Here is a 26567-nt window from a genome sequence, read left to right on the forward strand (position 1 = left end):
CTGAAAAAGGACCTGACATGAGCAACACACGCATTGCCTTTATCGGTGCCGGCAACATGGCCGCCAGCCTGATCGGCGGCCTGCGGGCCAAGGGTCTGCAAGCCAGCCACATTCGCGCCAGCGATCCGGGCGAAGAGACCCGCCAACGCGTCAGCGCCGAACACGGCATCGAAACCTTCGCCGACAACGCCCAGGCCATCGACGGCGTCGACGTGATCGTGCTGGCGGTCAAGCCACAAGCGATGAAAGCCGTGTGCGAAGCCATCCGCCCAAGCCTGCAACCGCAGCAACTGGTGGTGTCGATCGCCGCCGGCATCACTTGCGCGAGCATGACTGCGTGGCTCGGCGAGCAGCCGATCGTGCGCTGCATGCCGAACACCCCGGCACTGCTGCGTCAGGGCGTCAGCGGCCTGTATGCCACCAGCGAAGTGACCGCCGAACAGCGTCAGCAGGCTGAAGAGCTGCTGTCCGCCGTCGGCATCGCGCTCTGGCTGAACGAAGAACAGCAACTCGATGCGGTCACCGCCGTCTCCGGTTCCGGCCCGGCGTACTTCTTCCTGCTGATCGAAGCGATGACCGCCGCTGGCGTCAAACTCGGCCTGCCAAAGGAAATCGCCGAGCAACTGACCCTTCAAACGGCTCTGGGCGCCGCGCACATGGCGGTGTCCAGCGATGTCGACGCTGCCGAACTGCGCCGCCGCGTGACGTCGCCAAATGGCACCACAGAGGCCGCGATCAAATCATTCCAGGCTAACGGCTTCGAAGCCCTGGTAGAAAAAGCACTCGGCGCCGCCGCGCACCGCTCGGCCGAAATGGCCGAACAACTGGGCAAATAAGGAGCCTTACATGATTGGATTGAACACCGCAGCGGTTTACGTGCTGCAAACCCTCGGCAGCCTGTACCTGCTGATCGTGCTGTTGCGCTTCGTCCTGCAACTGGTGCGCGCAAACTTCTACAACCCGCTGTGCCAGTTCGTGGTCAAGGCTACCCAGCCGCTGCTCAAGCCACTGCGCCGGATCATCCCGAGCATCTTCGGCCTGGACATGTCATCGCTGGTGCTGGCGATTCTGGTGCAACTGGCCCTGATGGCCCTGACCCTGCTGCTGACCTACGGCACCACCGGCAACCCGCTGCAGCTGTTCATCTGGTCGATCATCGGCGTGACCGCACTGTTCCTGAAGATCTTCTTCTTCGCCCTGATCATCAGCGTGATCCTCTCGTGGGTCGCTCCGGGCAGCCACAATCCGGGCGCTGAACTGGTGAACCAGATCTGCGAGCCGGCGCTGGCACCGTTCCGCAAGATTCTGCCGAACCTCGGCGGTCTGGACCTGTCGCCGATCTTCGCCTTTCTGGCGCTGAAGCTGATCGACATGCTGGTGATCAACAATCTGGCGGCGATGACGATGATGCCGGAAATCCTGCGCCTGCTGATGTGAGCTGGTTTCGCTGGGACGGGGACGACTTGATCCTCGAATGTCATCTGCAACCGGCAGCCCGCAGCGATGATTTCGCCGGGCTGCACGGTGACCGCCTGAAGATCCGCCTCACCGCACCGCCGGTCGAGGGCAAGGCGAATGCGTATCTGATGGGCTTTCTGGCCAAGGCGTTTGGCGTGTCCAAGAGCCAGGTCAGCTTGCTCAGCGGCGAGTTGAACCGGCAGAAACGGGTGAAGATCTGTTCGCCGAAGAAGCTGCCGGAGCTGCCTGACCTGGCTCGTCCGGTCTGATCCACCGAGTCGCTCCATTCGCGAGCAGGCTCGCTCCCACATTGGAATGCAATCCCCTGTGGGAGCGAGCCTGCTCGCGAATGGCTGCACCTCGGTCCAGAGCGAAGACATCTGAGCCCCAACGTTGCTTGCCGCTAACCCCCCCGGTCTTTAGACTTACGCCTCATTTCAACGAGAGCAGGGTCGATGCCAGCTGCCTTTCCCCCCGATTCTGTTGGTCTGGTGACGCCGCAAACGGCGCACTTCAGTGAACCTCTGGCCCTGGCCTGTGGCCGTTCGCTGCCCGCCTACGACCTGATCTATGAAACCTACGGCACGCTGAACGCGCAAGCGAGCAACGCCGTGCTGATCTGCCACGCCTTGTCCGGGCATCACCATGCCGCCGGCTATCACAGCGTCGACGACCGCAAGCCCGGTTGGTGGGACAGCTGCATCGGCCCCGGCAAACCGATCGACACCAACAGGTTCTTCGTGGTCAGCCTGAACAATCTGGGCGGCTGCAACGGCTCCACTGGCCCGAGCAGTATCAACCCGGAGACCGGCAAGCCGTTCGGCGCCGACTTCCCGGTGCTCACCGTGGAAGACTGGGTGCACAGCCAGGCGCGTCTGGCCGATCTACTCGGCATCCGCCAGTTCGCCGCAGTGATCGGCGGCAGCCTCGGCGGCATGCAGGCGTTGCAGTGGACCATCACCTACCCGGATCGCGTGCGCCATTGCCTGGCCATCGCCTCGGCGCCCAAACTGTCGGCGCAGAACATCGCCTTCAACGAAGTGGCGCGCCAGGCGATCCTTACCGACCCGGAGTTCCACGGCGGTTCGTTCCAGGAAGCGGGCGTGATCCCCAAGCGCGGGCTGATGCTGGCGCGGATGGTCGGGCACATCACCTACCTGTCCGACGACTCGATGGGCGAGAAATTCGGCCGTGGCCTGAAGAGCGAAAAGCTCAACTACGACTTCCACAGCGTCGAGTTCCAGGTCGAGAGCTACCTGCGCTATCAGGGTGAAGAATTCTCCGGTCGTTTCGATGCCAACACCTATCTGTTGATGACCAAGGCGCTGGATTACTTCGATCCGGCGGCGAACTTCGACGATAACCTGGCGAAAACTTTCGAAAACGCCACCGCCAAGTTCTGCGTGATGTCGTTCACCACCGACTGGCGCTTCTCCCCGGCTCGCTCGCGAGAACTGGTGGACGCGCTGATGGCAGCACGCAAAGACGTGAGCTATCTGGAAATCGACGCACCCCAGGGCCACGACGCCTTCCTGATTCCGATCCCGCGCTATTTGCAGGCGTTCGGCAATTACATGAACCGAATTACGGTGTGAACAAGCCATGAGAGCTGATCTGGAAATCATCCAGGAATGGATCCCCGCCGGCAGCCGCGTGCTCGACCTTGGTTGCGGCGACGGCGAACTGCTGACCTGGCTGCGCGACAACAAGAACGTCACCGGTTATGGCCTGGAAAACGACGCCGACAACATCGCCGAATGCGTGGCCAAGGGCGTCAACGTCATCGAGCAGGACCTGGACAAGGGGCTGGGCAACTTCGCCAGCAACAGTTTCGACATCGTCGTCATGACCCAGGCCCTGCAAGCCGTGCATTACCCGGACAAGATCCTCGACGAGATGCTGCGAGTCGGTCGTCAGTGCATCATCACCTTCCCCAACTTCGGTCACTGGCGCTGCCGCTGGTACCTGGCGAGCAAGGGCCGGATGCCGGTGTCGGAGTTTCTGCCGTACACCTGGTACAACACGCCGAACATTCACTTCTGCACCTTCGAAGACTTTGAAGAACTTTGTCGCGAACGTGATGCGAAGGTCATTGATCGGCTTGCCGTGGATCAACAGCACCGTCACGGGTGGGCCAGTAAGCTATGGCCTAATCTGTTAGGTGAGATTGGTATCTACCGCGTCAGCAGCCCGGTGCTTGCAGATCATCGGGTCGCGGTCTGAACCACGACATTTCGAGGAGAACGATCATGGGTCGCTTGATTACTGTGCTATTGGCCGCCTGCCTGAGTCTGTCGGCGGTGGCCGCCGATGCCATCAAGGGCGAACGCAAGGAAGTGTTCGGTGACGTTACCGTGCACTACAACACCTTCAACTCGACCTTCCTGACACCCGACATCGCCAAAGCAGCCGAGCTGATCCGCAGCAAGAACCAGGGCGTGATCAACGTGTCGGTGATCAAGGACGGCAAACCGTTGATCGCCAACGTCACCGGCACGGTCAAAGACCTGACCAGCCAGAGCGTGCCACTGAACTTCCGCCAGGTCACCGAACAGGGCGCGATCTACTACATCGCGCAGTACCCGGTGGAGCAGCAGGAAACCCGCACCTTTGAAATCAAGGTGCAGAACGGTGACAAGATCAACACCATCAACTTCAACCAAGAACTCTTCCCCGGCGAATGATGAACCTCACGCAACTCGTACTGGCCAGCCATAACGCCGGCAAACTCAAGGAACTCCAGGCCATGCTCGGCGACTCGGTGCAACTGCGCTCGATCGGCGAATGGAGCAAGGTCGAGCCGGAAGAAACCGGTCTGTCGTTCGTCGAGAACGCGATCCTCAAGGCGCGCAATGCCGCGCGCATTTCCGGTCTGCCGGCGCTGGCCGACGATTCCGGTCTGGCAGTGGATTTCCTCGGCGGTGCGCCGGGCATCTACTCGGCGCGTTATGCCGATGGCAAGGGCGATGCGGCGAACAACGCCAAACTGCTCGACGCCCTCAAAGACGTGCCGCAAGCCCAGCGCGGCGCGCAGTTCGTTTGCGTGCTGGCATTGGTGCGCCACGCTGATGATCCGCTGCCGATTCTCTGCGAAGGCCTGTGGCACGGATGCATCCTGACCGCCGCCAGCGGCGAGCACGGTTTCGGCTACGACCCGTTGTTCTGGGTGCCGGAGCGTGACGTATCCAGCGCCGAACTGAGCCCGGCCGACAAGAACCAGATCAGCCACCGCGCCCGTGCAATGGATCTGCTGCGCCAGCGTCTGGGCCTGAAATGACCGACAGCCCCTCCGCGTCGTCGCTGATCATCGGCGGCGCCGCCTCTTCGCCTCGGGCGCCGCTGCCTATGCTGCCGCCTCTGGCGCTGTACATCCACATTCCGTGGTGTGTGCGCAAATGTCCGTATTGCGATTTCAACTCGCACACTGCCAGCCCGGTGCTGCCAGAAGAGGAATACGTCGACGCCTTGCTGGCTGACCTCGATCAGGATCTGCACGCGGTGTATGGCCGTGAAATCAGTTCGATCTTCTTCGGTGGCGGGACGCCTAGCCTGTTCAGCGCGCAAGCCCTCGGGCGCTTGCTCAAAGGCGTCGAGCAGCGCATCCCGTTTGCGCACGACATCGAGATCACTCTGGAAGCCAACCCCGGCACCTTCGAGCAAGAGAAGTTCGTCGCGTATCGCAAGCTGGGGATCAATCGCCTGTCGATCGGCATCCAGAGCTTCCAGCAGCAGAAACTCGAAGCCCTCGGACGTATCCACAACGGCGACGAAGCGGTGCGCGCGGCGGGTATGGCGCGCCAGGCCGGGTTCGATAACTTCAATCTCGACCTGATGCACGGCTTGCCCGATCAATCGCTGGACGATGCCTTGAGCGATCTGCGCCAGGCCATCGAACTGCAACCGACGCACATCTCCTGGTATCAGCTGACACTGGAGCCGAACACGGTGTTCTGGAACCAGCCGCCGGTGCTGCCGGAAGACGACACGCTGTGGGACATTCAGGAAGCCGGGCAAGCGCTGCTCGCCGCGCATGGTTACGCGCAATACGAAGTCTCGGCCTATGCCCAGCCCGGGCGTCCGGCGCGGCATAATCTCAATTACTGGAGTTTCGGTGACTTCATCGGCATCGGCGCCGGCGCGCACGGCAAGCTCAGTCATCCGGACGGGCGCATTGTGCGCACCTGGAAAACGCGCTTGCCGAAGGACTATCTCAACCCGGCCAAGAGCTTCCAGGCCGGCGAGAAAGCTCTGAGCAACGATGAGATGCCGTTCGAGTTCCTGATGAACGCCCTGCGCCTGACGGCCGGGGTGGAATCGCACCTGTATCCCGAGCGCACCGGCCTGCCACTGGAAAGTCTCGCCGAACACCGCCGCGAGGCCGAACAAAGCGGCCTGATGCAGGTCGAACCGTCACGTCTGGCGGCCACCGAGCGCGGACAACTGTTCCTCAATGACTTGCTGCAGAAATTTCTGAGCTGAGCCTGAAGGCCGCCCCAAGGAAAAACCATGGATTTGATACTCGATCTGCTCGCCACCGTGTCCCGCTGGAGCCGCAGCAACCTCTCGGAAATCGCCCTGGCCCTGGTGGGCTGCCTGCTGGTGCTGTTCGGCGCCGACTTCAAAGGCTGGGTCGAGCAACGCCTGGGCAGCATCGCCGGCGCCCTGCGCGTACCGCTGATGGCCCTGCTGTGCGTGATCGGCAGCGGCGCCGCGCTGATCTATGCGACGCCGTGGGTGGTCAGGGGCCTGAGCCAGTTCAACAACTACAGCCTGGCGCCGGTGCTGCTGGTGGTACTGGTGTTGATTGGCGTCGTCGCTGACCGCCGCTGATTTCAATTTCTCAAAAATACCCTGTAGGAGCTGCGACACGCTGCGATCTTTTGATCTTGAAAAACAAAATCAAAAGATCGCAGCGTGCCGCAGCTCCTACAGGGGTATTTGAGTAAGGCTCAAGACTGCTTTTCGAACTTCAGATCCCACACGCCATGCCCGAGACGTTCGCCGCGGCGTTCGAACTTGGTGATCGGGCGTTCGGCCGGGCGCGGTACGCATTTGCCGTCTTCGGCGAGGTTGCGGTAGCCCGGGGCGACGTTCATCACTTCCAGCATGTACTCGGCGTACGGTTCCCAGTCGGTGGCCATGTGCAGGATGCCGCCAACCTTCAGCTTGCTGCGCACCAGTTCGGCAAAGGACGCCTGAACGATGCGACGCTTGTGATGACGGCTCTTGTGCCATGGATCCGGGAAGAACAGCATCAGGCGATCGAGGCTGTTGTCGGCGATGCAGCGGTTGAGCACTTCGATCGCGTCGCAATCGTAGACCCGCAGGTTGGTCAGGCCCTGGGTCAGCACGCCGTTGAGCAGCGCGCCAACACCCGGACGGTGTACTTCCACACCGATGAAGTCCTGATCGGGTGCCGCCGCGGCCATTTCCAGCAGCGAGTGGCCCATGCCGAACCCGATCTCCAGCGAGCGCGGCGCCGAACGGCCGAACACCTGATCGTAATCCACCGGCGCGTCGGCCAAGGGCAGCACATACAGCGGCGCGCCCTGGTCCAGACCGCGCTGCTGGCCTTCGGTCATGCGCCCGGCGCGCATCACGAAACTCTTGATGCGGCGGTGTTGGCGCTCGTCGCCCTCTTCCGTCTGGATAGGCGTGTCGTTCGATTCAGTCATCAATGGCTCTTACTTGATCAGACCATCCAGCGGCGAAGAGGCGCTGGCATAGAGTTTTTTCGGCATGCGGCCGGCGAGGTAGGCCAGACGGCCCGCGACGATCGCGTGTTGCATGGCTTGGGCCATCATCACCGGCTGCTGGGCGTGGGCGATGGCCGAGTTCATCAGCACCGCGTCACAACCCAGTTCCATGGCGATGGTAGCGTCGGAAGCGGTACCGACACCGGCATCCACCAGCACCGGAATCTTGGCTTCTTCGAGGATGATCTGCAGGTTGTACGGGTTGCAGATCCCCAGACCGGAACCGATCAGACCGGCCAGCGGCATGACCGCGATGCAGCCGATTTCCGCCAGTTGCCGGGCGATGATCGGGTCATCACTGGTGTAAACCATCACGTCGAAGCCTTCCTTGACCAGCGTTTCGGCGGCCTTGAGGGTTTCGATCACGTTGGGGAACAGGGTTTTCTGGTCGGCCAGTACTTCCAGCTTCACCAGGTTGTGACCATCGAGCAGCTCACGGGCCAGGCGGCAGGTGCGCACGGCCTCGATAGCGTCGTAGCAACCGGCAGTGTTCGGCAGGAAGGTGTAGCGATCCGGCGACAGCACGTCGAGCAGGTTCGGCTCGCCTTCGATCTGGCCGAGGTTGGTACGACGCACGGCGAAGGTGACGATCTCGGCACCCGAGGCTTCGATGGCCTGGCGGGTTTCTTCCATGTCACGGTACTTGCCGGTACCGACCAGCAAACGCGACTGGTAAGTACGACCGGCCAGAACAAAAGGCTTGTCGCTGCGAACGATGCTCATGGGGAATCCTCTTTAGGGGTGAGGGTCTTGCAGAATTCTGTGCCCTTGCGGGCCGGGCGATCAGCCGCCGCCGATGGCGTGCACCACTTCGACGGTGTCGCCGTCGTTGAGCACGGTGTCGGCATGCTGGCTGCGCGGGACGATATCCAGATTGAGTTCGACTGCCACTCGACGTCCGGTCAGTTCCAGACGGGTGATCAGGGCCGCAACGGTTTCACCGTCGGGCAGTTCAAGGGATTCGCCGTTCAACTGAATGCGCATGCGCCAGGCCGCCATCATTTTTAGGGGCTGGCATTCTAGCCCGATCACACGGGGTGACCCAAGCCATTCGTCTTGAAAGGCGCCGCCCCCATGAAATAGCCATCCCTCTGCGGCAGCTCCTGCAGGAATCGGTCAGGTCAGTTGCAGGCGCCAGGCGGCGAGGCCCAGACACAGCCATCCGAGCAGAAACGCCAGACCGCCGAACGGGGTAATAATGCCGAGCTTGCTGATGCCTGTTGTGGTCAGCACATACAGGCTGCCGGAGAACAGCAGGATGCCGACGGCGAACGAAATGCCCGCCCAGGTCACCAGCCGCCCCTGAACCTGCGTGGCCAGCAGCGCCACACCGAACAGCGCCAGCGTGTGCACCAGTTGATAGGTCACGCCGGTGTGGAAAATCGCCAGATACTCGGGGGTCAGGCGGCTTTTCAGGCCATGCGCCGCGAAGGCGCCCAGGCCCACACCGGTAAAACCAAAGAAAGCGGCCAGCATCAGAAAGCCACGCAGCATGTGGAACTCCAGTCAGACTCGTTCGGCAGGGTCTGTATAATGGCCCGCTCTATCGGTTCGGCCAAGCCATCTCTATGCTGCGTTCACTTTTGCGTCGTCTCACGAAGGCCCTGCTCTGGTTCGCGGGCGGCAGTGTGTTGCTGGTGTTGCTGTTTCGCTTCGTGCCGCCGCCGGGCACGGCGCTGATGGTCGAGCGCAAGATCGAGTCCTGGGTCGACGGCGAGCCGATTGACCTGCAGCGCACCTGGAAACCATGGGACGAGATCTCCGACGATCTCAAGGTCGCGGTCATGGCCGGCGAAGACCAGAAGTTTCCCGAGCACTGGGGCTTTGATTTCAGCGCGATCCAGGCTGCGCTGGCCCACAACGAACTCGGCGGTTCGATTCGCGGTGCCAGCACCTTGAGCCAGCAAGTGTCGAAGAACCTGTTTCTGTGGTCCGGTCGCAGTTATCTGCGCAAGGGTCTGGAAGCGTGGTTTACCGCGCTGATCGAGGTGCTCTGGCCCAAGCAGCGGATTCTTGAGGTGTACCTGAACAGCGTCGAGTGGGATGACGGAGTGTTTGGTGCCGAAGCGGCGGCACGCCATCACTTTGGCGTGAGCGCGAAGTCACTGTCGCGTCAGCAGGCGAGTTATCTGGCGGCGGTACTGCCTAACCCGCGAGTGTGGAGCGCCAGCCATCCGACGGCTTATGTGTCGCGCCGGGCCGGGTGGATTCGGCAGCAGATGAGCCAGTTGGGTGGGACCAGTTACCTGCTGGGGCTTGATGATTCGCGCCGGGCGCCTTGGGCGCAGTAATGCAAAGATCGCAGCCTTCGGCAGCTCCTACAGGTGAAATGCAATCCCATGTAGGAGCTGCCGAAGGCTGCGATCTTTTGATCTTCTAAATGAAAACGCCCCGATCATCGCTGATCGGGGCGTTTTTGTTTGCCGAGGCGCCGGTTATGCGGCGATCGACAACTTGAGCTTGTTCATCGCGCTCTTCTCGAGCTGACGGATCCGCTCGGCCGACACGTTGTACTTCTGCGCCAGGTCGTGCAGCGTGGCTTTCTCTTCTGCCAGCCAGCGCTGGTAGAGGATGTCGCGGCTACGTTCGTCCAGCACTTCCAGCGCTTCGTGCAGGTTGTGGTTGGAGTTGTCGCTCCAGTCGGCATCTTCCAGTTGACGCGCCGGGTCGTACCGGTGGTCTTCCAGGTAGTTGGCCGGCGACTGGAAAGCACTGTCGTCGTCAGCTTCTGCAGCCGGGTCGAAGGCCATGTCATGGCCGGTCAGGCGACTTTCCATCTCGCGCACTTCACGTGGTTCGACGCCGAGGCTTTCCGCCACACGGTGGACTTCCTCGTTGTTCAGCCACGCCAGACGTTTCTTCTGGCTGCGCAGGTTGAAGAACAGCTTGCGCTGGGCCTTGGTGGTCGCGACCTTCACAATGCGCCAGTTGCGCAGGATGAACTCGTGAATTTCCGCCTTGATCCAGTGCACGGCGAACGACACCAGACGCACACCCATTTCCGGGTTGAAGCGTTTCACAGCCTTCATGAGACCGACGTTGCCTTCCTGGATCAGGTCAGCCTGAGCCAGACCGTAGCCGGAATAGCTACGGGCGATGTGTACGACAAATCGCAGGTGGGCGAGCACCATCTGCCGAGCCGCCCCCAAATCCTGCTCATAGTAGAGACTCTCGGCCAGTTCACGCTCCTGCTCCGGCGTCAGCAATGGAATGCTGTTGACGGTGTGCACATAGGCTTCCAGGTTCGCACCCGGAACCAACGCGTACGCAGGTTGCAAAGAATTGGTCATGCGAAAAAACCTCCCACTTACATACTCGTGCCTCTCGGCACTGCGAAAAATTGACCGGGAATTCAAGTACAAGTTCCCAAAAAAACCGCAAGGTCAATCACGCGCAAAAAAAGATTCTACTTCGGCGCCAGCTCCCTGAGATGACGTGCGACTGCAATCCATGCACCGATATAACCCAACAGCACCGCGCCAAGCAAGAGCGACAGACCGTCGGCAACTGGCACTCCGGCCAGCGCGAAATCACTGCCGTACAAACCGGCCAGTCCAACCACCGCGTCGTTCAGCCAATTGAGACCGAACGCCAGCACACCCCAGGACAAGACACCCGCACCGAAGCCATACAACGCGCCCATATAAAGGAAGGGGCGACGCACATAACTGTCAGTGCCGCCGACGAGTTTAATCACTTCTATCTCTGTGCGGCGGTTTTCAATATGAAGACGAATGGTATTGCCTATCACCAAAAGTAATGCAGACACCAAAAGCACCGTCAGACCGAAGACAAAGCGGTCACCGAGCTTGAGGATGGCGGCCAGACGCTCGACCCAGACTAGATCAAGTTGCGCCTGTTGCACCTTGGGCAGCTCGGAAAGTTTTTGTCTTAATGCTTCCAGAGTCGGCTTGTCGACCTCGTTCGGGGTCACCAGCACCACGCCCGGCAGCGGGTTCTCCGGCAGTTCGCGCAGGGCTTCGCCCAGACCGGACTGCTGCTGAAACTCTTCCAGCGCCTGATCACGGCCGACATATTCGGCATCAGCAACGCCGGGCATGCCTTTGATCTGCTCGCGTAGCGATTCACCCTGCGCGGGCGTGGCATCCAGCTGCAGGTAGAGGGAAATCTGCGCCGCACGCTGCCACGAACCGCCGAGACGCTCGACGTTGTTGATCAGCAGCGACAAGCCCATCGGCAGACTCAGCGCCACGGCCATCACCATGCAGGTGAAGAAGCTGCCGATCGGCTGCTTGCCGAGGCGCCGCAGGCTGTCGAGCAGGCTGGCGCGGTGACTTTCGATCCACGAACGCAACAGCGTGGAAAAGTCCGGGCCGTCGTCATCGTCGTGTTTTTTCTTCTTGGGCGGTTGCGGGTCGGCGGCTTTCGGGGCCACGCGCTCGGAAACCTTCGGACTGCGTGTCGCACTCATACGCCGGCCTCCCCGTCGCCGATCAATCGGCCGCGTTGCAGAGTGAGCATGCGGTGGCGCATGCGCGCAATCAGCGCCAGGTCGTGACTGGCGATCAGCACGCTGGTGCCCAGCCGGTTGATGTCTTCGAACACGCCCATGATCTCGGCCGCCAGGCGCGGGTCGAGGTTACCGGTGGGTTCGTCCGCCAGCAGCAGGGCCGGACGGTGGACGATGGCGCGGGCGATGCCGACGCGCTGTTGCTGACCGGTGGACAGGTCGCCGGGGTACAGATCGGTTTTATCCGACAGCGCCACGCGCTCCAGTGCCGAATCGACGCGCTTGGCGATCTCGGCCTTGGACAGGCCGAGAATCTGCAGCGGCAGCGCGACGTTGTTGAACACCGTGCGATCGAACAGCAACTGGTGATTCTGGAACACCACACCAATCTGCCGACGCAGGAACGGAATCTGCGCATTGCTGATGGTGCTCAGATCCTGCCCGGCCAGCAGCAGTTTGCCGCTGGTCGGACGCTCCATCGCCAGCAGCAGGCGCAACAGCGTGGATTTACCAGCACCGGAGTGGCCGGTGACAAACAGAAACTCGCCACGACGGACTCGAAAGCTCAGCTCATGCAAGCCGACGTGACCGTTCGGGTAGCGTTTACCGACCTGTTCGAAACGAATCATGAACGCTCCCGCTCGGCAAACAGTGCCTGGACAAAGGGTTCGGCTTCAAAGGTACGCAGGTCGTCAATGCCTTCACCGACGCCGATGTAGCGGATCGGCAGGCCAAACTGCTTGGCCAGGGCGAAAATCACCCCCCCCTTGGCGGTACCGTCGAGCTTGGTCAGCGCCAGGCCGGTCAGTTCGACGGTCTGGTTGAATTGCTTGGCCTGATTGATGGCGTTCTGACCGGTGCCGGCGTCGAGCACCAGCAGCACTTCGTGCGGCGCGTCGGCATCGAGCTTGCCGATCACCCGGCGAACCTTCTTCAGTTCTTCCATCAGGTTGTCTTTGGTGTGCAGACGACCGGCGGTGTCGGCGATCAGCACGTCGATGCCACGGGCCTTGGCAGCCTGCACGGCGTCGAAGATCACCGACGCGGAGTCGGCACCGGTGTGCTGGGCGATCACCGGGATCTTGTTGCGCTCACCCCAGACCTGCAACTGCTCAACGGCAGCGGCGCGGAAGGTGTCGCCGGCGGCGAGCATGACTTTCTTGCCTTCCAGTTGCAGCTTCTTCGCCAGTTTGCCGATAGTGGTGGTCTTGCCGGCACCGTTGACGCCGACCACCAGAATCACGAACGGCTTGGTCTGCGAGGCGATTTTCAGCGGTTGTTCCACCGGCTTGAGCATCGCGGCCAGTTCAGCCTGCAGGGATTTGTACAGCGCATCGGCGTCGGCCAGCTCTTTGCGGGCGACCTTCTGAGTCAGGCGCTGGATGATCTGCGTGGTGGCTTCGACACCGACGTCGGCGGTCAGCAGACGGGTTTCCAGCTCATCAAGCAGGTCGTCGTCGATGGTTTTACGGCCGAGAAACAGGCTGGCCATGCCCTCGCCGATGCTGGCGCTGGTTTTCGACAGGCCTTGCTTGAGGCGGGCGAAGAAGCCGACTTTGGTTTCTTCACTGCGCGGGCCTTCCACGGGCGTTTCAGCAACCACGTCTAGCGGCACCACCGGAGCAGCGACGACCGGTGCAGGTGCAGGTGCAGGTGCAGGTGCAGGTGCAGGTGCAGGTGCAGGCTCGGGCGGCTGAACGACCGGCGCAACAGGGGCAACGAACACCGGGGCCACTGGCTCGGGAACAACCGGAGCAGGCTCGACAACGGGCTCAACCGCTGGCGCCGAAACGACCTCAGGGACGAACGCGGCAGGCGCAGGAATCGGCGGGGTCACATGCGGCGCGGCCTCTTCGACCAACGCCACCGGCTCTTCCGCCACCGGCAAGGTCAGCCACGGCTCGGCCGCCGGAGTCAGTGGAAGCTCGGCCGCCACCGGGGTTTCAGGTTCCGGCTCAGGCTCGACCGGTTGCAGCACCGGCTCGGCAATCGGCAGCACGATCGGCGCCGGCTCTTCTTCTATAGCAGGCGCTGGCGCCGGAGCCGGCTCAGGAATCGCGGGCGGCTGTTCGACGACGGGTTCCTGCGGTTTCTTACGCAGCCATCCGAACAGGCTTTTCTTCTCGCCAGCCGCAGCTGGGGTCTTCTTGTCGTCGTTGGAACCAAACATGGAGGACGGCTATCTCACGGTAGCGACGCGCCATAAGGGCGCCCCGGCAAATAAATATTCGATGCAGAACAGACTGTGTTTCATCCAGCTTGTTCACGCGCAACATTTTGTCGAGGCGCCAGTGGCACCCCAAAGATTCGTATTAACGAAGGACTAAACCGGAAAAATCGGCGAAAAAGCGAAGTCTAGTCGATAAACCGCAGCTTTCTGCCGCCAACCTATACAACCGCATCAGGCCTGAAAACCTGATAGGCGTGGTCGCCGGTAAAACGGATCAGTATCCTAGCACCCTCTCGCCCGCCGACGCTAAGACCAAGCGGGCAGCCCAACAGGTTAAAAAACGAATGAATGCTCTAGCCCGCCGCGCTGCAGGCCTGCTGCTCAGCACAGTCTGCCTGCCCCTTTCGGCCCTGGCGGCCGACCCGCAACCGACCCACGAATTCACCCTCGACAACGGCCTGAAGGTCGTCGTGCGCGAAGACCATCGCGCGCCGGTGGTGGTGTCGCAGGTCTGGTACAAGGTCGGTTCCAGCTACGAAACCCCGGGCCAGACCGGTCTGTCCCACGCGCTCGAGCACATGATGTTCAAGGGCAGCGAGAAAGTCGGCCCCGGTGAAGCCTCGCTGATCCTGCGCGACCTGGGCGCCGAAGAAAACGCCTTCACCAGCGACGACTTCACCGCCTATTACCAGGTGCTGGCCCGCGACCGCCTGGGCGTAGCGTTTGAACTGGAAGCCGACCGTATGGCCAATCTGCGCCTGCCGGCTGACGAGTTCGCCAAGGAAATCGAAGTCATCAAGGAAGAGCGCCGCCTGCGCACCGATGACAAGCCGATGTCCAAAGCCTACGAGCGCTACAAGGCGATGGCTTACCCGGCCAGCGGCTACCACACGCCGACCATCGGCTGGATGGCGGACCTGGACCGGATGAAGGTCGAGGAGCTGCGCCACTGGTATCAATCCTGGTATGTGCCGAACAACGCCACGCTGGTGGTGGTCGGCGACGTCACTCCTGATGAAGTGAAGACCCTCGCCCAGCGCTACTTCGGGCCGATTGCCAAGCGCGACGTGCCACCGGCGAAAAAACCGCTGGAACTGGCCGAGCCGGGCGAGCGCCAGATCACCCTGCACGTGCAGACCCAACTGCCCAGCCTGATGCTCGGTTTCAACGTGCCCAGCATCGCCACCGCTGAAGACAAGCGCTCGGTCAATGCCTTGCGCCTGATCTCGGCGCTGCTCGACGGCGGCTACAGCGGGCGCATCCCGACGCAACTGGAGCGCGGTGAAGAGCTGGTCTCGGGCGGTTCGTCGAGCTACGACGCCTACACCCGTGGCGACAGCCTGTTTACCCTGTCGGCGACGCCAAACACGCAGAAGAAAAAGACCATGGCGCAAGCTGAAGCCGGTCTGTGGAAACTGCTGGAACAGCTGAAAACCACCGCACCGTCCGCCGAAGAACTCGAGCGCGTGCGGGCACAGGTCATCGCCGGCCTGGTGTTCGAACGTGACTCGATCACCAGTCAGGCCACCGCCATCGGCCAACTGGAAACGGTCGGTCTGTCGTGGAAGTTGATGGACACCGAACTCGCCGATCTGGAAAGCGTGACCCCGCAAGACATCCAGAACGCCGCCAAGCTGTATTTCACCCGCGAACGTCTCAGCGTCGCCCATGTCCTGCCACTGGAGACGACTCATGAGTGAGCGCAAATCCCCACGCCTGTTGCTTGGCCTGATCGCCGTGGCGGTCATCGGCTCCGCCGCGTTCTATCTGATGCCCGGTGTCAAAACCGACGCCAGCGAAGCACTGGACAACGCCAAGACCAGCCAGAAGCTGCAATCGCTTGCCGAACTCGACGGCAAGGCCCCGGCCAGCCGCAAGCTCGACGTGCAGACCTGGAACACGGCCGAAGGCGCCAAGGTGCTGTTCGTCGAAGCCCATGAGCTGCCGATGTTCGACATGCGCCTGATCTTCGCCGCCGGCAGCAGTCAGGACGGCAATGCGCCGGGCCTGGCAGTCCTGACCAACGCCATGCTCAACGAAGGCGTGGCCGGCAAGGACGTCGGCGCCATCGCCCAAGGCTTCGAAGGCCTCGGTGCGGATTTCGGCAACGGCGCCTACAAGGACATGGCGCTGGCTTCGCTGCGCAGTCTGAGCGCCGCCGACAAGCGCGAGCCGGCGCTGAAGCTGTTCTCCGAAGTGGTGGGCAAACCGACCTTCCCGACCGACTCCTTTGCGCGCATCAAGAACCAGATGCTCGCCGGTTTCGAATACCAGAAACAGAACCCCGGCAAACTCGCCAGCCTCGAGCTGATGAAGCGTTTATATGGCGATCACCCGTATGCGCACTCCAGTGACGGCAATGCGCAGAGCGTGCCGAAGATCACCCTGGCACAGTTGCGTGAGTTCCACGCCAAGGCCTACGCGGCCGGCAACGTGGTGATCGCGCTGGTCGGTGACTTGTCTCGCGCCGAAGCCGAGGCGATTGCCAATCAGGTCTCCGACGCGCTGCCCAAAGGCCCGGCCTTGGCGAAAATCGCCCAGCCGCAGGAACCGAAGGCGAGCATTGGCCACATCGAGTTCCCGTCGAAGCAGACCAACCTGTTGCTCGCGCAACTGGGCATCGACCGTGACGACCCGGATTACGCAGCGCTGTCGATGGGCAACCAGATCCTCGGCGGCGGCGGTTTCGGCACCCGCCTGATGAGCGAAGTGCGCGAGAAGCGCGGCCTGACCTATGGCGTGTACTCGGGTTTCAGCCCGATGCAGGCTCGCGGCCCGTTCATGATCAACCTGCAGACTCGCGCGGAAATGAGCGAAGGCACCCTGAAACTGGTGCAAGACGTGCTCGCCGATTATCTGAAGACCGGCCCGACCCAGAAAGAACTCGACGACGCCAAGCGCGAGCTGGCCGGCAGCTTCCCGCTGTCCACCGCGAGCAACGCCGATATCGTCGGCCAACTGGGCGCCATGGGCTTCTATAATCTGCCGCTGAGCTATCTGGATGACTTCATGCGTCAGTCCCAGAGCCTGACTGTCGAGCAGGTCAAAGACGCAATGAACAAACACCTGAGCACGGACAAACTGGTCATCGTCAGCGCTGGCCCGACCGTGCCGCAAAAGCCGTTACCGGCCCCATCTGATAAACCTGCCGAGCAACCGCTCGGGGTTCCGGAGCATTAATGGCTACTCGCCCTAAAAAACCTGCGCAGAACGTCCACAACGGTGTGAACCAGCTGCGCATCATCGGCGGCGAATGGCGCAGCCGCAAACTGAGCTTCCCCGATGCACCGGGCCTGCGCCCGACACCGGACCGCGTGCGCGAAACCCTGTTCAACTGGCTCGCGCCGTATGTGGCCGGGGCCAAAGTGCTGGACCCGTTCGCCGGCAGCGGCGCGCTGTTTCTTGAAGCACTGTCGCGTGGCGCGGCCATGGGTCAGGCGCTGGATGCCAGCCACGTTGCGGTGTCGAGCCTGAAAGAACACCTGGGCACCCTGCGCTGCACTAACGGCCAGGTGCAAACCGCCGATGCGCTGCGTTACCTGGAGACCCAGGTCGCCACGCCGTTCGATCTGGTATTTCTCGATCCGCCGTTCAACCAGAACCTGTTGCCAGCCGTCTGTACTTTGCTGGAAGAGCGCCAATGGCTGGCAGCGGATTCGTGGATCTACACTGAAAGCGAGACCGCGCCATCGACGCTGGGCCTGCCGGGCAACTGGCGCCTGCACCGCGAGCAGAAATCCGGGCGGGTGTACTACGCGTTGTGGCAACGTATGGCAGTTAACTGAACATATTGAACAACCCTGTGGCGAGGGAGCTTGCTCCCGCTGGACTGCGCAGCAGTCCCAAAAAAGGGCCGCTTCGCGCCCCAGCGGGAGCAAGCTCCCTCGTCACAAAAGGTGTGTGCCCTCTGGAAACTGAACGCTTCACCCCGGCCTTCGGCCTCGGCAATCCGCACCTGCAAACCTTGTGGGGGCCGCTGTGGCGCAAAACCGTCCACCTTGATCGCGAGCGTGAACGCCTGTGGCTGGACGACGGGGATTTCCTCGATCTCGACTGGCACGGCCCGCACAGCGCCGAGGCGCCGCTGGTGCTGGTGCTGCATGGGCTGACCGGCTCTTCAAATTCGCCTTACGTCGCCGGGATCCAGGCAGCACTCGCCGCGCAAGGCTGGGCCAGTGTCGCGCTGAACTGGCGCGGCTGCTCCGGCGAACCCAACCTGCTGCCGCGCAGTTACCACTCCGGTGCCAGCGAAGACCTCGCCGAAGCCATCAGACACCTGCGCGCCAAGCGGCCACTGGCGCCGCTGTATGCGGTCGGTTATTCCCTCGGCGGCAATGTGTTGCTCAAGCATCTGGGCGAGACCGGCAGCGACAGCGGCGTGCTCGGTGCGGTGGCGGTGTCGGTGCCGTTTCGCCTTGATCAGTGTGCCGATCGGATCGGCCAGGGTTTCTCCAAGGTCTATCAGGCGCATTTCATGCGCGAGATGGTCGCCTACATCAAGAACAAGCAACGCCAGTTCCAGCATGACGGGCGCGAGGATGGCCTGGCGGCGCTGGCGGCGCTCGGTTCGCTGGAGAACATGCGCACCTTCTGGGACTTCGATGGCCGGATCACTGCGCCGTTGCATGGTTTTACCGATGCCGAGGATTACTATCGCCGGGCATCGAGTCGCTACTTTCTCGGTGAAATCCGCACCCCGACCCTGATCATTCAGGCCGCTGACGATCCGTTCGTGTTCCCCCACAGCTTGCCGACGCCCGAGGAGCTGTCCGCCAGCACCCGGTTCGAGCTGCAGGCCAAGGGTGGGCATGTCGGATTTGTCGATGGCACGTTCCGTCAGCCCGGTTACTACCTGGAACGGCGCATCCCGCAATGGCTGGCCCGTAAGACGTCATGAGCGATCAGGGCGAGTCGATCCGATTCTGGCAAACCGCGCCGCTGGCCGGGATCGAGTTGCTGTCAGCGCGCTACATCGAGCATCGCTTCGCCCCGCACGTCCACGACGGTTATGTGATCGGCATGATCATGGCCGGTGCCCAGCGTTATCGTTATCGCGGCGCCGAACACCTTGCAGGCAGCGGCACCCTGGTACTGATCAACCCGGACGAATTGCACACCGGCCACAAGGGCACCGAAGACGGCTGGTTGTACCGGGCGTTTTATCCCGATACCGGACAGATCGTTTCACTGCTCGAAGAACTGGAACTGCCCACCGCGCCGATGCCGGCCTTCGGCGCAACGCTGTACCGCGACCCGGATCTGGTTAACGGTTTCTGTCAGTTGCATCGCTTGCTGGAGAGTCCGGCCACCGCGCTGCAACAGCAGACGATGTGGCGCGAAATGATGATGCTGCTATTGCAGCGACATGCGGCGGTGCAGATCAACGGCAAACCGGGCAAGGAACATCGCGCGGTGGTAATGGCCAAGGAGCTGCTGCATGCGCAACTGGCTGCGCCGCCATCGCTGGAAGAACTGGCGGCCGCGGTGAATCTGTCGCCCTTCCACTTCGCCCGGGTGTTCCGCCGCGCCACCGGCATGCCGCCACACACCTGGCTGATGCAGCAGCGCATCGCCACCGCCCGGGGTTTATTGCAGAGTGGTTGCCTGCCGGTGGAAGTCGCCATGCAGTTGGGTTTCGCCGACCAGAGTCATCTGAGCCGGCAGTTCAAGCAGGTGTATGGCGTGGGGCCGGCGGCGTATCGCAGTGCCCGCGTGGAACGCTAAAAGATCGCAGCCTTCGGCAGCTCCTACAGGGAAATGCATTCCAATGCAGGAGCTGCCGCAGGCTGCGATCTTTTGCTGTTATTCGCCCGTGGCTACACCTCTGGAAGGCTCGTTGATCCACTCACTCCACGACCCGGCATACAGCGAACCCAGCGGATATCCCGCCAGACACAACGCAAACAGGTTGTGACACGCCGTCACCCCGGAACCGCAATAAGCCACCAGTTCCGTTGGCGAACGATCACCTAGTTTCGCGGCAAAGCGCTGCTTGAGCTGCTCCGTCGGCAGGAAGCGTCCGTCGCTGCCGAGGTTTTCGGTAAACGCTGCGCATTGCGCGCCGGGAATGTGCCCGCCAATCGGGTCGATCGGCTCCACCTCACCCTTGAAGCGTGGCAAGGCCCGGGCGTCTATCAGGGTCAGAGACGGCTGGCCGAGGCGCTTCTGCAATTGCTCGGCGCTCAGCAGCAGGCCCATGTCCGGTTTGCCGCTGAAGCTGCCCCGGCTGACCGATGGCGCATCCAAACTCAGCGGCAGACCGGCCGCGTGCCAGGCCTTGAGCCCGCCGTCGAGAATGAACACGCCATCGCGCTTGCCCAGCCACGCCAGCAACCACCAGGCCCGAGCCGCATAGGCACCGGGGCCGTCGTCGTACAAAACCACTTCGCTGTCGGCATTGATGCCCCACGCTTGCAGGCGCTCGATCAACGCCGCTGGCTCGGGCAACGGGTGACGCCCGGTCACGCCTTTGATCACCTTGCCACTGAGGTCACGCTCAAGGTCGGCGAAGCGGGCGCCGGCGATGTGTCCTTCGGCATAGCTGCGCTGCCCGTAGTCCGGGTCTTCGAGGGCAAAACGACAATCGAGAATCACCAGCCCCGGCTGCTCCTTGCGGGCATCCAGTGCATTCGGGCTGAGCAGTTGCGCAATCGGCATAACGGACTCCTGTGAGCGACTTCGAAATGGTTTAGCGCCCTTCCTCGAGGGCCTGGGCCAGCGGCACGTAGAACTCGTCGAACAAGGCATTCACCTCTTCGCGGGCCTGATCGGTGACGAATCCGGCTTCCAGCACCAGCACCTGATACACGCCACGCTTGATCGCCTGTTCGCTGAGGTGGTTGGAGTTTTCCCGGGTGGTGCACAGAAAGCGTACCCAGGAGGTGAGGATGATCCAGGCATTGATCGTCAGGGATTCGATCTGCACCCGATCCATCTTGAGAATGCCGGCGGCGACGAAGCCCTCGTAGATCGCCATGCCCTGGATCACGCAGCGCTGGGAGAAACGCCGGTAGCGCGCGGCCAGATCCGGGTCGCTGTCGAGCAGGTGCTCGAGATCGCGATGCAGAAAGCGGTAGCCCCACATCGCCGACAGCAACTCCTTGAGGTAATAGCGCTTGTCTTCGACGGTGGCGGAACGCCCCTGCGGCGGGCGCAGAAAGCTGTCCACCAGGCTTTCGTACTCACTGAACAGCACGGCGATGATCGCCTGCTTGTTGGGGAAGTGGTAGTACAGATTGCCCGGAGAAATCTCCATGTGCGCGGCAATGTGATTGGTGCTGATGCTGCGTTCGCCCTGCTGATTGAACAGTTCAAGGCTGTTCTGCACGATGCGCTCGCTGGTTTTTATTCGTGGGGCCATGGCTTGAGCTTTAATTCAGAGTGCGGTGAGGGGCATCTTACGACCTAACCGGAACTGGATAAAACAAAGCTGTGTCGGGAAGTCATTTGACTTTCTAGAGCATAGACTCTAGAAAGTCATCATTACAATAAATCCGGAGCCGACGATGACTGCCGACATTGCTTATCTGCAAACGCTGCAACAGCCCCTGGAAGAGCTGGATCGGCTGTTCGCGGCACAGCGCGCCGCCTATGCCGCCAACCCGATGCCAGCGGCAGACCAGCGCCAGCAGTGGCTCAAGGCGTTGCGCGAATTGCTCAGCCATGAGCGACAGGCGCTCGTTGAAGCCATCAGCGCGGATTTCAGTCATCGCAGCGCCGATGAAACCCTGCTCGCCGAACTGATGCCCAGCCTGCACGGCATCCATTACGCCAGCCGCCATCTCAAGGGCTGGATGAAGTCCTCGCGGCGCAAAGTCGGCATGGCCTTTCAACCGGCGTCGGCGAAAGTCGTGTACCAGCCGCTCGGCGTGGTCGGCATCATCGTCCCGTGGAACTACCCGTTGTATCTGGCCATCGGCCCGCTGGTCGGCGCACTGGCGGCGGGCAACCGGGTGATGCTCAAGCTCAGCGAATCGACCCCGGCCACCGGCCAGTTGCTCAAGACTCTGCTGGGGCGCATTTTCCCCGAAGATCTGGTCTGCGTGGTGCTCGGCGAGGCCGATATCGGCGTGGCGTTTTCCCGCCTGCGCTTTGATCACCTGCTGTTCACCGGCGCCACCAGCATCGGCAAACACGTGATGCGCGCCGCAGCGGAAAACCTGACCCCGGTGACCCTCGAACTGGGCGGCAAGTCCCCGGCCATCGTCTCTCGCGACGTGCCGCTCAAGGACGCCGCCGAACGCATCGCCTTCGGCAAGACCCTGAATGCCGGGCAGACCTGCGTCGCCCCCGATTACGTGCTGGTACCGCAAGACCGCGTCGGCGCGTTTGTCGAAGCCTATCGCCAGGTGGTGAACAATTTCTACCCAACCCTCGCTGACAACCCGGATTACACCGCGATCATCAACCAGCGCCAACTGACGCGTCTCAACAGTTATGTCAGCGACGCCACGAGCAAGGGCGCGCTGCTGATCCCGCTGTTCGAACAGGGCCAGGGCCGGCGCATGCCGCACAGCCTGCTGCTCAACGTCACTGACGAGATGACCGTGATGCAGGACGAAATCTTTGGCCCGCTGCTGCCAATCGTGCCGTATCAGGACATCGATCAGGCATTCGCCTACATCAACCAGCGCCCGCGTCCTCTGGCGCTTTACTACTTTGGCTACGACAAGCGCGAACAGAACCGTGTGCTGCACGAAACCCACTCTGGCGGCGTGTGCCTGAACGACACCCTGCTGCACGTGGCGCAGGACGATATGCCGTTCGGCGGCATCGGCCCGTCGGGCATGGGGCATTACCATGGCCACGAAGGCTTCCTGACCTTCAGCAAGGCCAAGGGCGTGCTGATCAAACAGCGCTTCAATGCCGCCAGGCTGATTTACCCGCCCTACGGCAAATCGATCCAGAAACTGATCCAGAAGCTGTTCATCCGCTAATCGTCGTCACCGCCGGGTAATAACAACAATGCACCCAAGCCTGACCGAAACACCTGCCCTGTCGCGCCGTGGCCTGCTGAAATTCAGCCTCGGTGCCACGGCGTTTCTCGCCACCGCCGGTCTCGGCGCCAGCCTCAGCGGTTGTTCATCAAGTGTCGCGGCCAACGGTTTCGTCACCCTGCGCGACGGCGACCTGCTGTTTCTGCGCGCCTTGATTCCGGTGATGCTCGAAGGCGCCGTGGCCGCCGAGAGAATGCCCGGCGCAGTAGATGGGACTTTGAAGTCGCTGGACTACAGCCTCGATCACCTGTCGCCGGAGATGCTCAAACTCACCCGGCAGTTGTTCGACGTGCTCGGCCTGGCCGTCACCCGCGGCCCGCTCACCGGGATATGGGGCAGTTGGGAAAACGCCAGCCCCGAGGCCATGCGCAACTTCCTCGAGCGCTGGCAGAACAGTTCGTTGAGCCTGCTGCGCATGGGCCACAGCTCATTGCAACAAATGGTGATGATGGCCTGGTACACCCGCGCCGAATCCTGGGCGCATTGCGGCTACCCCGGCCCGCCTGCCGTTTGAAACCGAGTCGCGCCCTTCGCGAGCAGGCTCGCTGCCACAGGGGATTGCGCTGCAAATGTGCGAGCGCGCCAGCTCGCGAAGGCGCCCGCAAGAACAACAAGAACAAGAGAACCTGATCGATGCCCGTACCCGACCCGTTCCGCGAAGGCCTCGCCCGTGGCTGGAAAACCTACAACGGCGCACAACTGACCGGCGACCTCACGCTGCAAGCCGACGTCGCAATCATCGGCAGCGGTGCCGGTGGTGGCACCACGGCGGAGATCCTCAGCGCCGCCGGTTACAAAGTGCTGCTGATCGAAGAAGGCCCGCTCAAGACCAGTTCCGACTTCAAGATGCTCGAAGACCAGGCCTACAGCAGCCTCTATCAGGAAGGCATCGGCCGCATGAGCAAGGACGGCGCGATCACCATCCTCCAGGGCCGTGCGGTGGGCGGCACCACGCTGATCAACTGGACGTCGAGCTTCCGCACTCCCGAGCCGACCCTCGAGCACTGGGCCAGGGAGCACAACGTCAAAGGCCACAGCCCGGCCGAGATGGCGCCGTGGTTCGAGAACATGGAACAACGTCTCGGCGTCGCGCCGTGGATGGTCCCGCCCAACGCCAACAACGACGTGATCCGCAAGGGCTGCGAGCAACTCGGCTACAGCTGGCACCTGATCCCGCGCAACGTGCGTGGCTGCTGGAACCTCGGTTACTGCGGCATGGGCTGCCCGACCAACGCCAAGCAGTCGATGATGGTCACCACCATTCCGGCGACCCTGGAAAAGGGCGGCGAACTGCTCTATCTGGCCCGCGCGGAAAAACTGCTGATCAACGGCGACAAGATCACCGGCCTGCAATGCGTGGCGATGGACGAACGTTGCGTTGCGCCGACCGGACGCAAAATCACGATCACGGCCCGGCATTACGTGCTGGCCGGCGGCGGCATCAACAGCCCGGCACTGCTGCTGCGCTCGGATGCACCGGACCCGCATCAGCGCCTCGGCAAACGCACCTTCCTGCATCTGGTGAACATGTCCGCCGGGCGTTTCGACGAGGTGATCAACCCGTTCTACGGCGCGCCGCAGTCGATCTACTCGGATCATTTCCAATGGAAGGACGGCACCAGCGGCCCAATGGGCTACAAACTCGAAGTGCCACCGCTGCAACCCGCGCTGGCGGCGACGCTGCTCGGCGGCTTCGGCCAGCAGAACGCCGAACACATGGCCGACCTGCCGCACACCCACGCGATGCTCGCGTTGCTGCGCGACGGTTTCCATCCGGACAGCCCCGGCGGCAGTGTCGAATTGCGCGGCGACGGCTCACCGGTGCTCGACTATCAAGTCTCGCCTTACGCCTGGGAAGGCCTGCGCCGCGCCTTTCACAGCATGGCCGAGATCCAGTTCGCCGGCGGCGCCAACGCGGTGATGCCGATGCACGCCGATGCGCGCTACGTGAAAAACCTGGCCGAAGCCCGCACGCTGATCAACGGTCTGAGCCTTGAGCTGTATCGCACGCGCCTGGGCAGTGCCCACGTGATGGGCGGTTGTGCGATGGGTGAAGACCCGAAAAACGCAGTCACCGACAGCCTCGGCCGGCATCATCAACTGAGCAATCTGTCGATTCACGATGGCTCGCTGTTCCCCACCAGCATTGGCGCCAACCCGCAATTGTCGGTGTATGGGCTGACAGCACAATTGGCGACTGCCCTCTCCGATCGGCTGAGAAATCCGTGAAAAAACCGGTTTATCGCCTCGTCTATAGTGCTTTCTTACCCAACAGGCGACTTGGCCGACCGGGACGGCTGCGATACCATCCGACTCCCCAACGGACTCCCGCCAGGACGACGCGATGAACCGAGTGTTGTACCCAGGTACCTTCGACCCTATTACCAAGGGCCATGGCGATCTGGTCGAACGCGCCTCGCGCCTGTTCGATCACGTGATCATTGCGGTCGCCGCCAGCCCGAAGAAAAATCCGCTGTTCCCACTGGAACAACGGGTTGAACTGGCTCGCGAGGTCACCAAACACCTGCCCAACGTCGAAGTGGTCGGCTTCTCGACGCTGCTGGCGCATTTCGCCAAGGAACAGAACGCCAATGTGTTCCTGCGTGGTCTGCGTGCGGTGTCGGACTTCGAATACGAATTCCAGCTGGCCAACATGAACCGGCAACTGGCCCCGGACGTCGAGAGCCTGTTTCTCACCCCGTCCGAGCGTTATTCGTTCATTTCCTCGACGCTGGTGCGGGAAATTGCCGCGCTGGGCGGCGATATCAGCAAGTTCGTGCATCCGGCCGTGGCCGATGCCCTGACCCTGCGCTTCAAAAAGTAGGAGCTGCCGAAGGCTGCGATCTTTGTTTTTTGATCGCAGCTGTCAGTGCCCTTGATCGCAGCAGCGTGCACTGCGCTCGCCAATGCGGCACAATTGCGCGCATTGATTTATAGCGCCCGGGCCTGCCGCCCCGGCTGGAGTTAGCATGTCCCTGATCATCACCGACGATTGCATCAACTGCGACGTCTGCGAACCCGAGTGCCCGAACGCCGCCATTTCCCAAGGCGAAGAGATTTATGTGATCGACCCGAACCTGTGCACCCAGTGCGTCGGCCACTACGACGAACCGCAATGCCAGCAGGTCTGCCCGGTGGATTGCATTCCACTGGACGAGGCGCATCCGGAAACTGAAGAACAGTTGATGGAGAAGTACCGCAAGATCACCGGCAAGGCCTGATCTGACAGTTTTGTAGCGCTGTTTCGGGCCTCTTCGCCAGCGGGCTCGCTCCCACATTGGAATGCATTTCAAACTGTGGGAGCGAGCCTGCTCGCGAAAGGGCCATCAGCAACACCACACAATCCTGATCAGCTCACTCACGCTGCTCAAACCCCTCCCCCGTACACCCCAGACACCGCACAAACGCAGCTTTCGCCGGGTCCACCACCAGCGCCTGCCCCGCATCGCCGACCCCGCCACCCAACGCGGTAAACGGCAATGACACCACAAACACCCCCGCACCCAGCACTGTTGCCACCACCAATAAGGGTCGGGCAATCAGCAAATCGCCGATCATGGCGTAGGCGGGCGGGTTCTGGATGGTGTAGCGCGGATCACCGCTGCCGTTTTCCGCGGCCTGGACAGCCAGGCTGGAACACAGCAGCAGTGCGGCAAACAGGACTTGCAAGGACTTCATGGCACGATCCTTCGGGCTGAACAGTGAGACCACTCACT

The 26567-nt window shown here is 62.0% G+C and carries 31 protein-coding genes; 20 read left to right on the forward strand and 11 right to left on the reverse strand.

What is annotated here, in order from left to right; all coding sequences use genetic code 11:
* Window positions 1-17 precede the first annotated feature (17 nt).
* The 9 genes from proC to BW33_RS01110 all read left to right on the forward strand — a co-directional run bounded on the left by proC (window position 18) and on the right by BW33_RS01110 (window position 6288).
* Window positions 18-836 carry a pyrroline-5-carboxylate reductase gene (gene proC, locus BW33_RS01070; RefSeq protein WP_047596583.1) on the forward strand — a complete coding sequence of 273 codons (819 nt, stop codon included), beginning with the start codon at window positions 18-20 and terminating at the stop codon, window positions 834-836.
* Between the two features lie 10 nt (window positions 837-846).
* On the forward strand, window positions 847-1437 hold the full coding sequence (locus tag BW33_RS01075; RefSeq protein WP_027610578.1) for a YggT family protein: 591 nt from the start codon (window positions 847-849) through the stop codon (window positions 1435-1437).
* The gene (locus BW33_RS01080) at window positions 1434-1727 is read left to right on the forward strand and encodes a DUF167 domain-containing protein (RefSeq protein WP_047596584.1); all 294 of its coding nucleotides are present in this window, start codon (window positions 1434-1436) and stop codon (window positions 1725-1727) included. Before BW33_RS01075 ends, BW33_RS01080 begins: the two co-directional genes overlap by 4 nt.
* A gap of 186 nt (window positions 1728-1913) precedes the next feature.
* Entirely contained in the window at window positions 1914-3053 is a 1140-nt protein-coding gene (gene metX / locus BW33_RS01085; protein ID WP_047596586.1) for a homoserine O-succinyltransferase MetX, read from the forward strand.
* A gap of 7 nt (window positions 3054-3060) precedes the next feature.
* Window positions 3061-3681 carry a methionine biosynthesis protein MetW gene (gene metW, locus BW33_RS01090; protein ID WP_047596588.1) on the forward strand — a complete coding sequence of 207 codons (621 nt, stop codon included), beginning with the start codon at window positions 3061-3063 and terminating at the stop codon, window positions 3679-3681.
* 26 nt (window positions 3682-3707) lie between these two features.
* Window positions 3708-4142, forward strand: a complete 435-nt coding sequence (locus tag BW33_RS01095; protein WP_027610575.1) for a DUF4426 domain-containing protein — start codon at window positions 3708-3710, stop codon at window positions 4140-4142.
* Window positions 4139-4735, forward strand: coding sequence for an RdgB/HAM1 family non-canonical purine NTP pyrophosphatase (gene rdgB / locus BW33_RS01100; RefSeq protein ID WP_047596590.1), 597 nt, complete (start codon window positions 4139-4141; stop codon window positions 4733-4735). Before BW33_RS01095 ends, rdgB begins: the two co-directional genes overlap by 4 nt.
* Window positions 4736-4803: 68 nt before the next feature.
* A complete protein-coding gene (gene hemW / locus BW33_RS01105; protein WP_236645186.1) occupies window positions 4804-5937 on the forward strand; it encodes a radical SAM family heme chaperone HemW in 1134 nt (377 codons plus the stop codon).
* A gap of 27 nt (window positions 5938-5964) precedes the next feature.
* The gene (locus BW33_RS01110; protein WP_047596593.1) at window positions 5965-6288 is read left to right on the forward strand and encodes a DUF3392 domain-containing protein; all 324 of its coding nucleotides are present in this window, start codon (window positions 5965-5967) and stop codon (window positions 6286-6288) included.
* A 119-nt stretch (window positions 6289-6407) separates the two neighbouring features.
* Here BW33_RS01110 and trmB read toward each other — a convergent pair whose 3' ends face one another.
* The 4 genes from trmB to BW33_RS01130 form a co-directional block, all read right to left on the reverse strand.
* Window positions 6408-7133 (reverse strand): tRNA (guanosine(46)-N7)-methyltransferase TrmB, encoded by a 726-nt coding sequence (trmB, locus tag BW33_RS01115; protein ID WP_016983240.1) that lies wholly within the window; start codon window positions 7131-7133, stop codon window positions 6408-6410.
* A 9-nt stretch (window positions 7134-7142) separates the two neighbouring features.
* Window positions 7143-7937, reverse strand: coding sequence for a thiazole synthase (locus tag BW33_RS01120; protein WP_047297148.1), 795 nt, complete (start codon window positions 7935-7937; stop codon window positions 7143-7145).
* Between the two features lie 60 nt (window positions 7938-7997).
* Complete coding sequence (gene thiS, locus BW33_RS01125) at window positions 7998-8198, reverse strand: sulfur carrier protein ThiS (RefSeq protein ID WP_177327450.1); 201 nt, start codon at window positions 8196-8198, stop codon at window positions 7998-8000.
* 132 nt (window positions 8199-8330) lie between these two features.
* Window positions 8331-8708, reverse strand: coding sequence for a DUF423 domain-containing protein (locus BW33_RS01130; protein WP_047596594.1), 378 nt, complete (start codon window positions 8706-8708; stop codon window positions 8331-8333).
* Window positions 8709-8782: 74 nt separating this feature from the next.
* Here BW33_RS01130 and mtgA point away from each other — a divergent pair, with 74 nt between their 5' ends.
* Complete coding sequence (mtgA, locus tag BW33_RS01135) at window positions 8783-9505, forward strand: monofunctional biosynthetic peptidoglycan transglycosylase (RefSeq protein ID WP_047596595.1); 723 nt, start codon at window positions 8783-8785, stop codon at window positions 9503-9505.
* Between the two features lie 144 nt (window positions 9506-9649).
* Here mtgA and rpoH read toward each other — a convergent pair whose 3' ends face one another.
* From rpoH to ftsY, 4 genes are all read right to left on the reverse strand, one after another.
* On the reverse strand, window positions 9650-10504 hold the full coding sequence (gene rpoH, locus BW33_RS01140) for an RNA polymerase sigma factor RpoH (RefSeq protein WP_003229146.1): 855 nt from the start codon (window positions 10502-10504) through the stop codon (window positions 9650-9652).
* 116 nt (window positions 10505-10620) lie between these two features.
* Window positions 10621-11646, reverse strand: coding sequence for a permease-like cell division protein FtsX (ftsX, locus tag BW33_RS01145; RefSeq protein WP_007964135.1), 1026 nt, complete (start codon window positions 11644-11646; stop codon window positions 10621-10623).
* Complete coding sequence (ftsE, locus tag BW33_RS01150; RefSeq protein ID WP_003229148.1) at window positions 11643-12314, reverse strand: cell division ATP-binding protein FtsE; 672 nt, start codon at window positions 12312-12314, stop codon at window positions 11643-11645. The genes ftsX and ftsE overlap by 4 nt, the downstream gene beginning before the upstream one ends.
* The gene (ftsY, locus tag BW33_RS01155) at window positions 12311-13855 is read right to left on the reverse strand and encodes a signal recognition particle-docking protein FtsY (protein WP_047596596.1); all 1545 of its coding nucleotides are present in this window, start codon (window positions 13853-13855) and stop codon (window positions 12311-12313) included. Before ftsY ends, ftsE begins: the two co-directional genes overlap by 4 nt.
* A gap of 344 nt (window positions 13856-14199) precedes the next feature.
* Between ftsY and BW33_RS01165 the strand changes: the two genes are divergently transcribed.
* The 5 genes from BW33_RS01165 (at window position 14200) to BW33_RS01185 (ending at window position 19579) form a co-directional block, all read left to right on the forward strand.
* The gene (locus BW33_RS01165) at window positions 14200-15555 is read left to right on the forward strand and encodes a M16 family metallopeptidase (protein ID WP_025112091.1); all 1356 of its coding nucleotides are present in this window, start codon (window positions 14200-14202) and stop codon (window positions 15553-15555) included.
* Window positions 15548-17035 (forward strand): M16 family metallopeptidase, encoded by a 1488-nt coding sequence (locus BW33_RS01170; protein WP_047596598.1) that lies wholly within the window; start codon window positions 15548-15550, stop codon window positions 17033-17035. The genes BW33_RS01165 and BW33_RS01170 overlap by 8 nt, the downstream gene beginning before the upstream one ends.
* Window positions 17035-17640, forward strand: coding sequence for a 16S rRNA (guanine(966)-N(2))-methyltransferase RsmD (gene rsmD, locus BW33_RS01175; protein WP_047596600.1), 606 nt, complete (start codon window positions 17035-17037; stop codon window positions 17638-17640). Before BW33_RS01170 ends, rsmD begins: the two co-directional genes overlap by 1 nt.
* A gap of 113 nt (window positions 17641-17753) precedes the next feature.
* Complete coding sequence (locus BW33_RS01180) at window positions 17754-18752, forward strand: hydrolase (protein ID WP_047596601.1); 999 nt, start codon at window positions 17754-17756, stop codon at window positions 18750-18752.
* Window positions 18749-19579, forward strand: coding sequence for an AraC family transcriptional regulator (locus BW33_RS01185; protein ID WP_047596603.1), 831 nt, complete (start codon window positions 18749-18751; stop codon window positions 19577-19579). The genes BW33_RS01180 and BW33_RS01185 overlap by 4 nt, the downstream gene beginning before the upstream one ends.
* Window positions 19580-19657: 78 nt before the next feature.
* On the opposite strand, the gene BW33_RS01190 is transcribed toward BW33_RS01185, so the two are convergent.
* Both BW33_RS01190 and BW33_RS01195 read right to left on the reverse strand, forming a co-directional pair.
* The gene (locus tag BW33_RS01190) at window positions 19658-20512 is read right to left on the reverse strand and encodes a sulfurtransferase (RefSeq protein ID WP_047596604.1); all 855 of its coding nucleotides are present in this window, start codon (window positions 20510-20512) and stop codon (window positions 19658-19660) included.
* 31 nt (window positions 20513-20543) lie between these two features.
* Window positions 20544-21215 carry a TetR/AcrR family transcriptional regulator gene (locus BW33_RS01195; protein WP_047596605.1) on the reverse strand — a complete coding sequence of 224 codons (672 nt, stop codon included), beginning with the start codon at window positions 21213-21215 and terminating at the stop codon, window positions 20544-20546.
* 145 nt (window positions 21216-21360) lie between these two features.
* Here BW33_RS01195 and BW33_RS01200 point away from each other — a divergent pair, with 145 nt between their 5' ends.
* From BW33_RS01200 to BW33_RS01220, 5 genes are all read left to right on the forward strand, one after another.
* On the forward strand, window positions 21361-22791 hold the full coding sequence (locus tag BW33_RS01200; RefSeq protein ID WP_047596607.1) for a coniferyl aldehyde dehydrogenase: 1431 nt from the start codon (window positions 21361-21363) through the stop codon (window positions 22789-22791).
* Between the two features lie 28 nt (window positions 22792-22819).
* Complete coding sequence (locus BW33_RS01205) at window positions 22820-23365, forward strand: hypothetical protein (protein WP_047596608.1); 546 nt, start codon at window positions 22820-22822, stop codon at window positions 23363-23365.
* Window positions 23366-23484: 119 nt separating this feature from the next.
* On the forward strand, window positions 23485-25080 hold the full coding sequence (locus tag BW33_RS01210) for a GMC family oxidoreductase (protein ID WP_047596609.1): 1596 nt from the start codon (window positions 23485-23487) through the stop codon (window positions 25078-25080).
* A 115-nt stretch (window positions 25081-25195) separates the two neighbouring features.
* On the forward strand, window positions 25196-25675 hold the full coding sequence (coaD, locus tag BW33_RS01215) for a pantetheine-phosphate adenylyltransferase (RefSeq protein ID WP_003229157.1): 480 nt from the start codon (window positions 25196-25198) through the stop codon (window positions 25673-25675).
* Between the two features lie 145 nt (window positions 25676-25820).
* Window positions 25821-26072 carry a YfhL family 4Fe-4S dicluster ferredoxin gene (locus BW33_RS01220; RefSeq protein ID WP_003195146.1) on the forward strand — a complete coding sequence of 84 codons (252 nt, stop codon included), beginning with the start codon at window positions 25821-25823 and terminating at the stop codon, window positions 26070-26072.
* A gap of 133 nt (window positions 26073-26205) precedes the next feature.
* Here BW33_RS01220 and BW33_RS01225 read toward each other — a convergent pair whose 3' ends face one another.
* A complete protein-coding gene (locus BW33_RS01225) occupies window positions 26206-26529 on the reverse strand; it encodes a hypothetical protein (protein WP_047596611.1) in 324 nt (107 codons plus the stop codon).
* Between the last annotated feature and the right edge of the window lie 38 nt (window positions 26530-26567).

The organism is Pseudomonas sp. RIT288 (genome assembly GCF_000631985.1).
In the GTDB taxonomy this organism is placed as follows: Bacteria; Pseudomonadota; Gammaproteobacteria; order Pseudomonadales; family Pseudomonadaceae; genus Aquipseudomonas.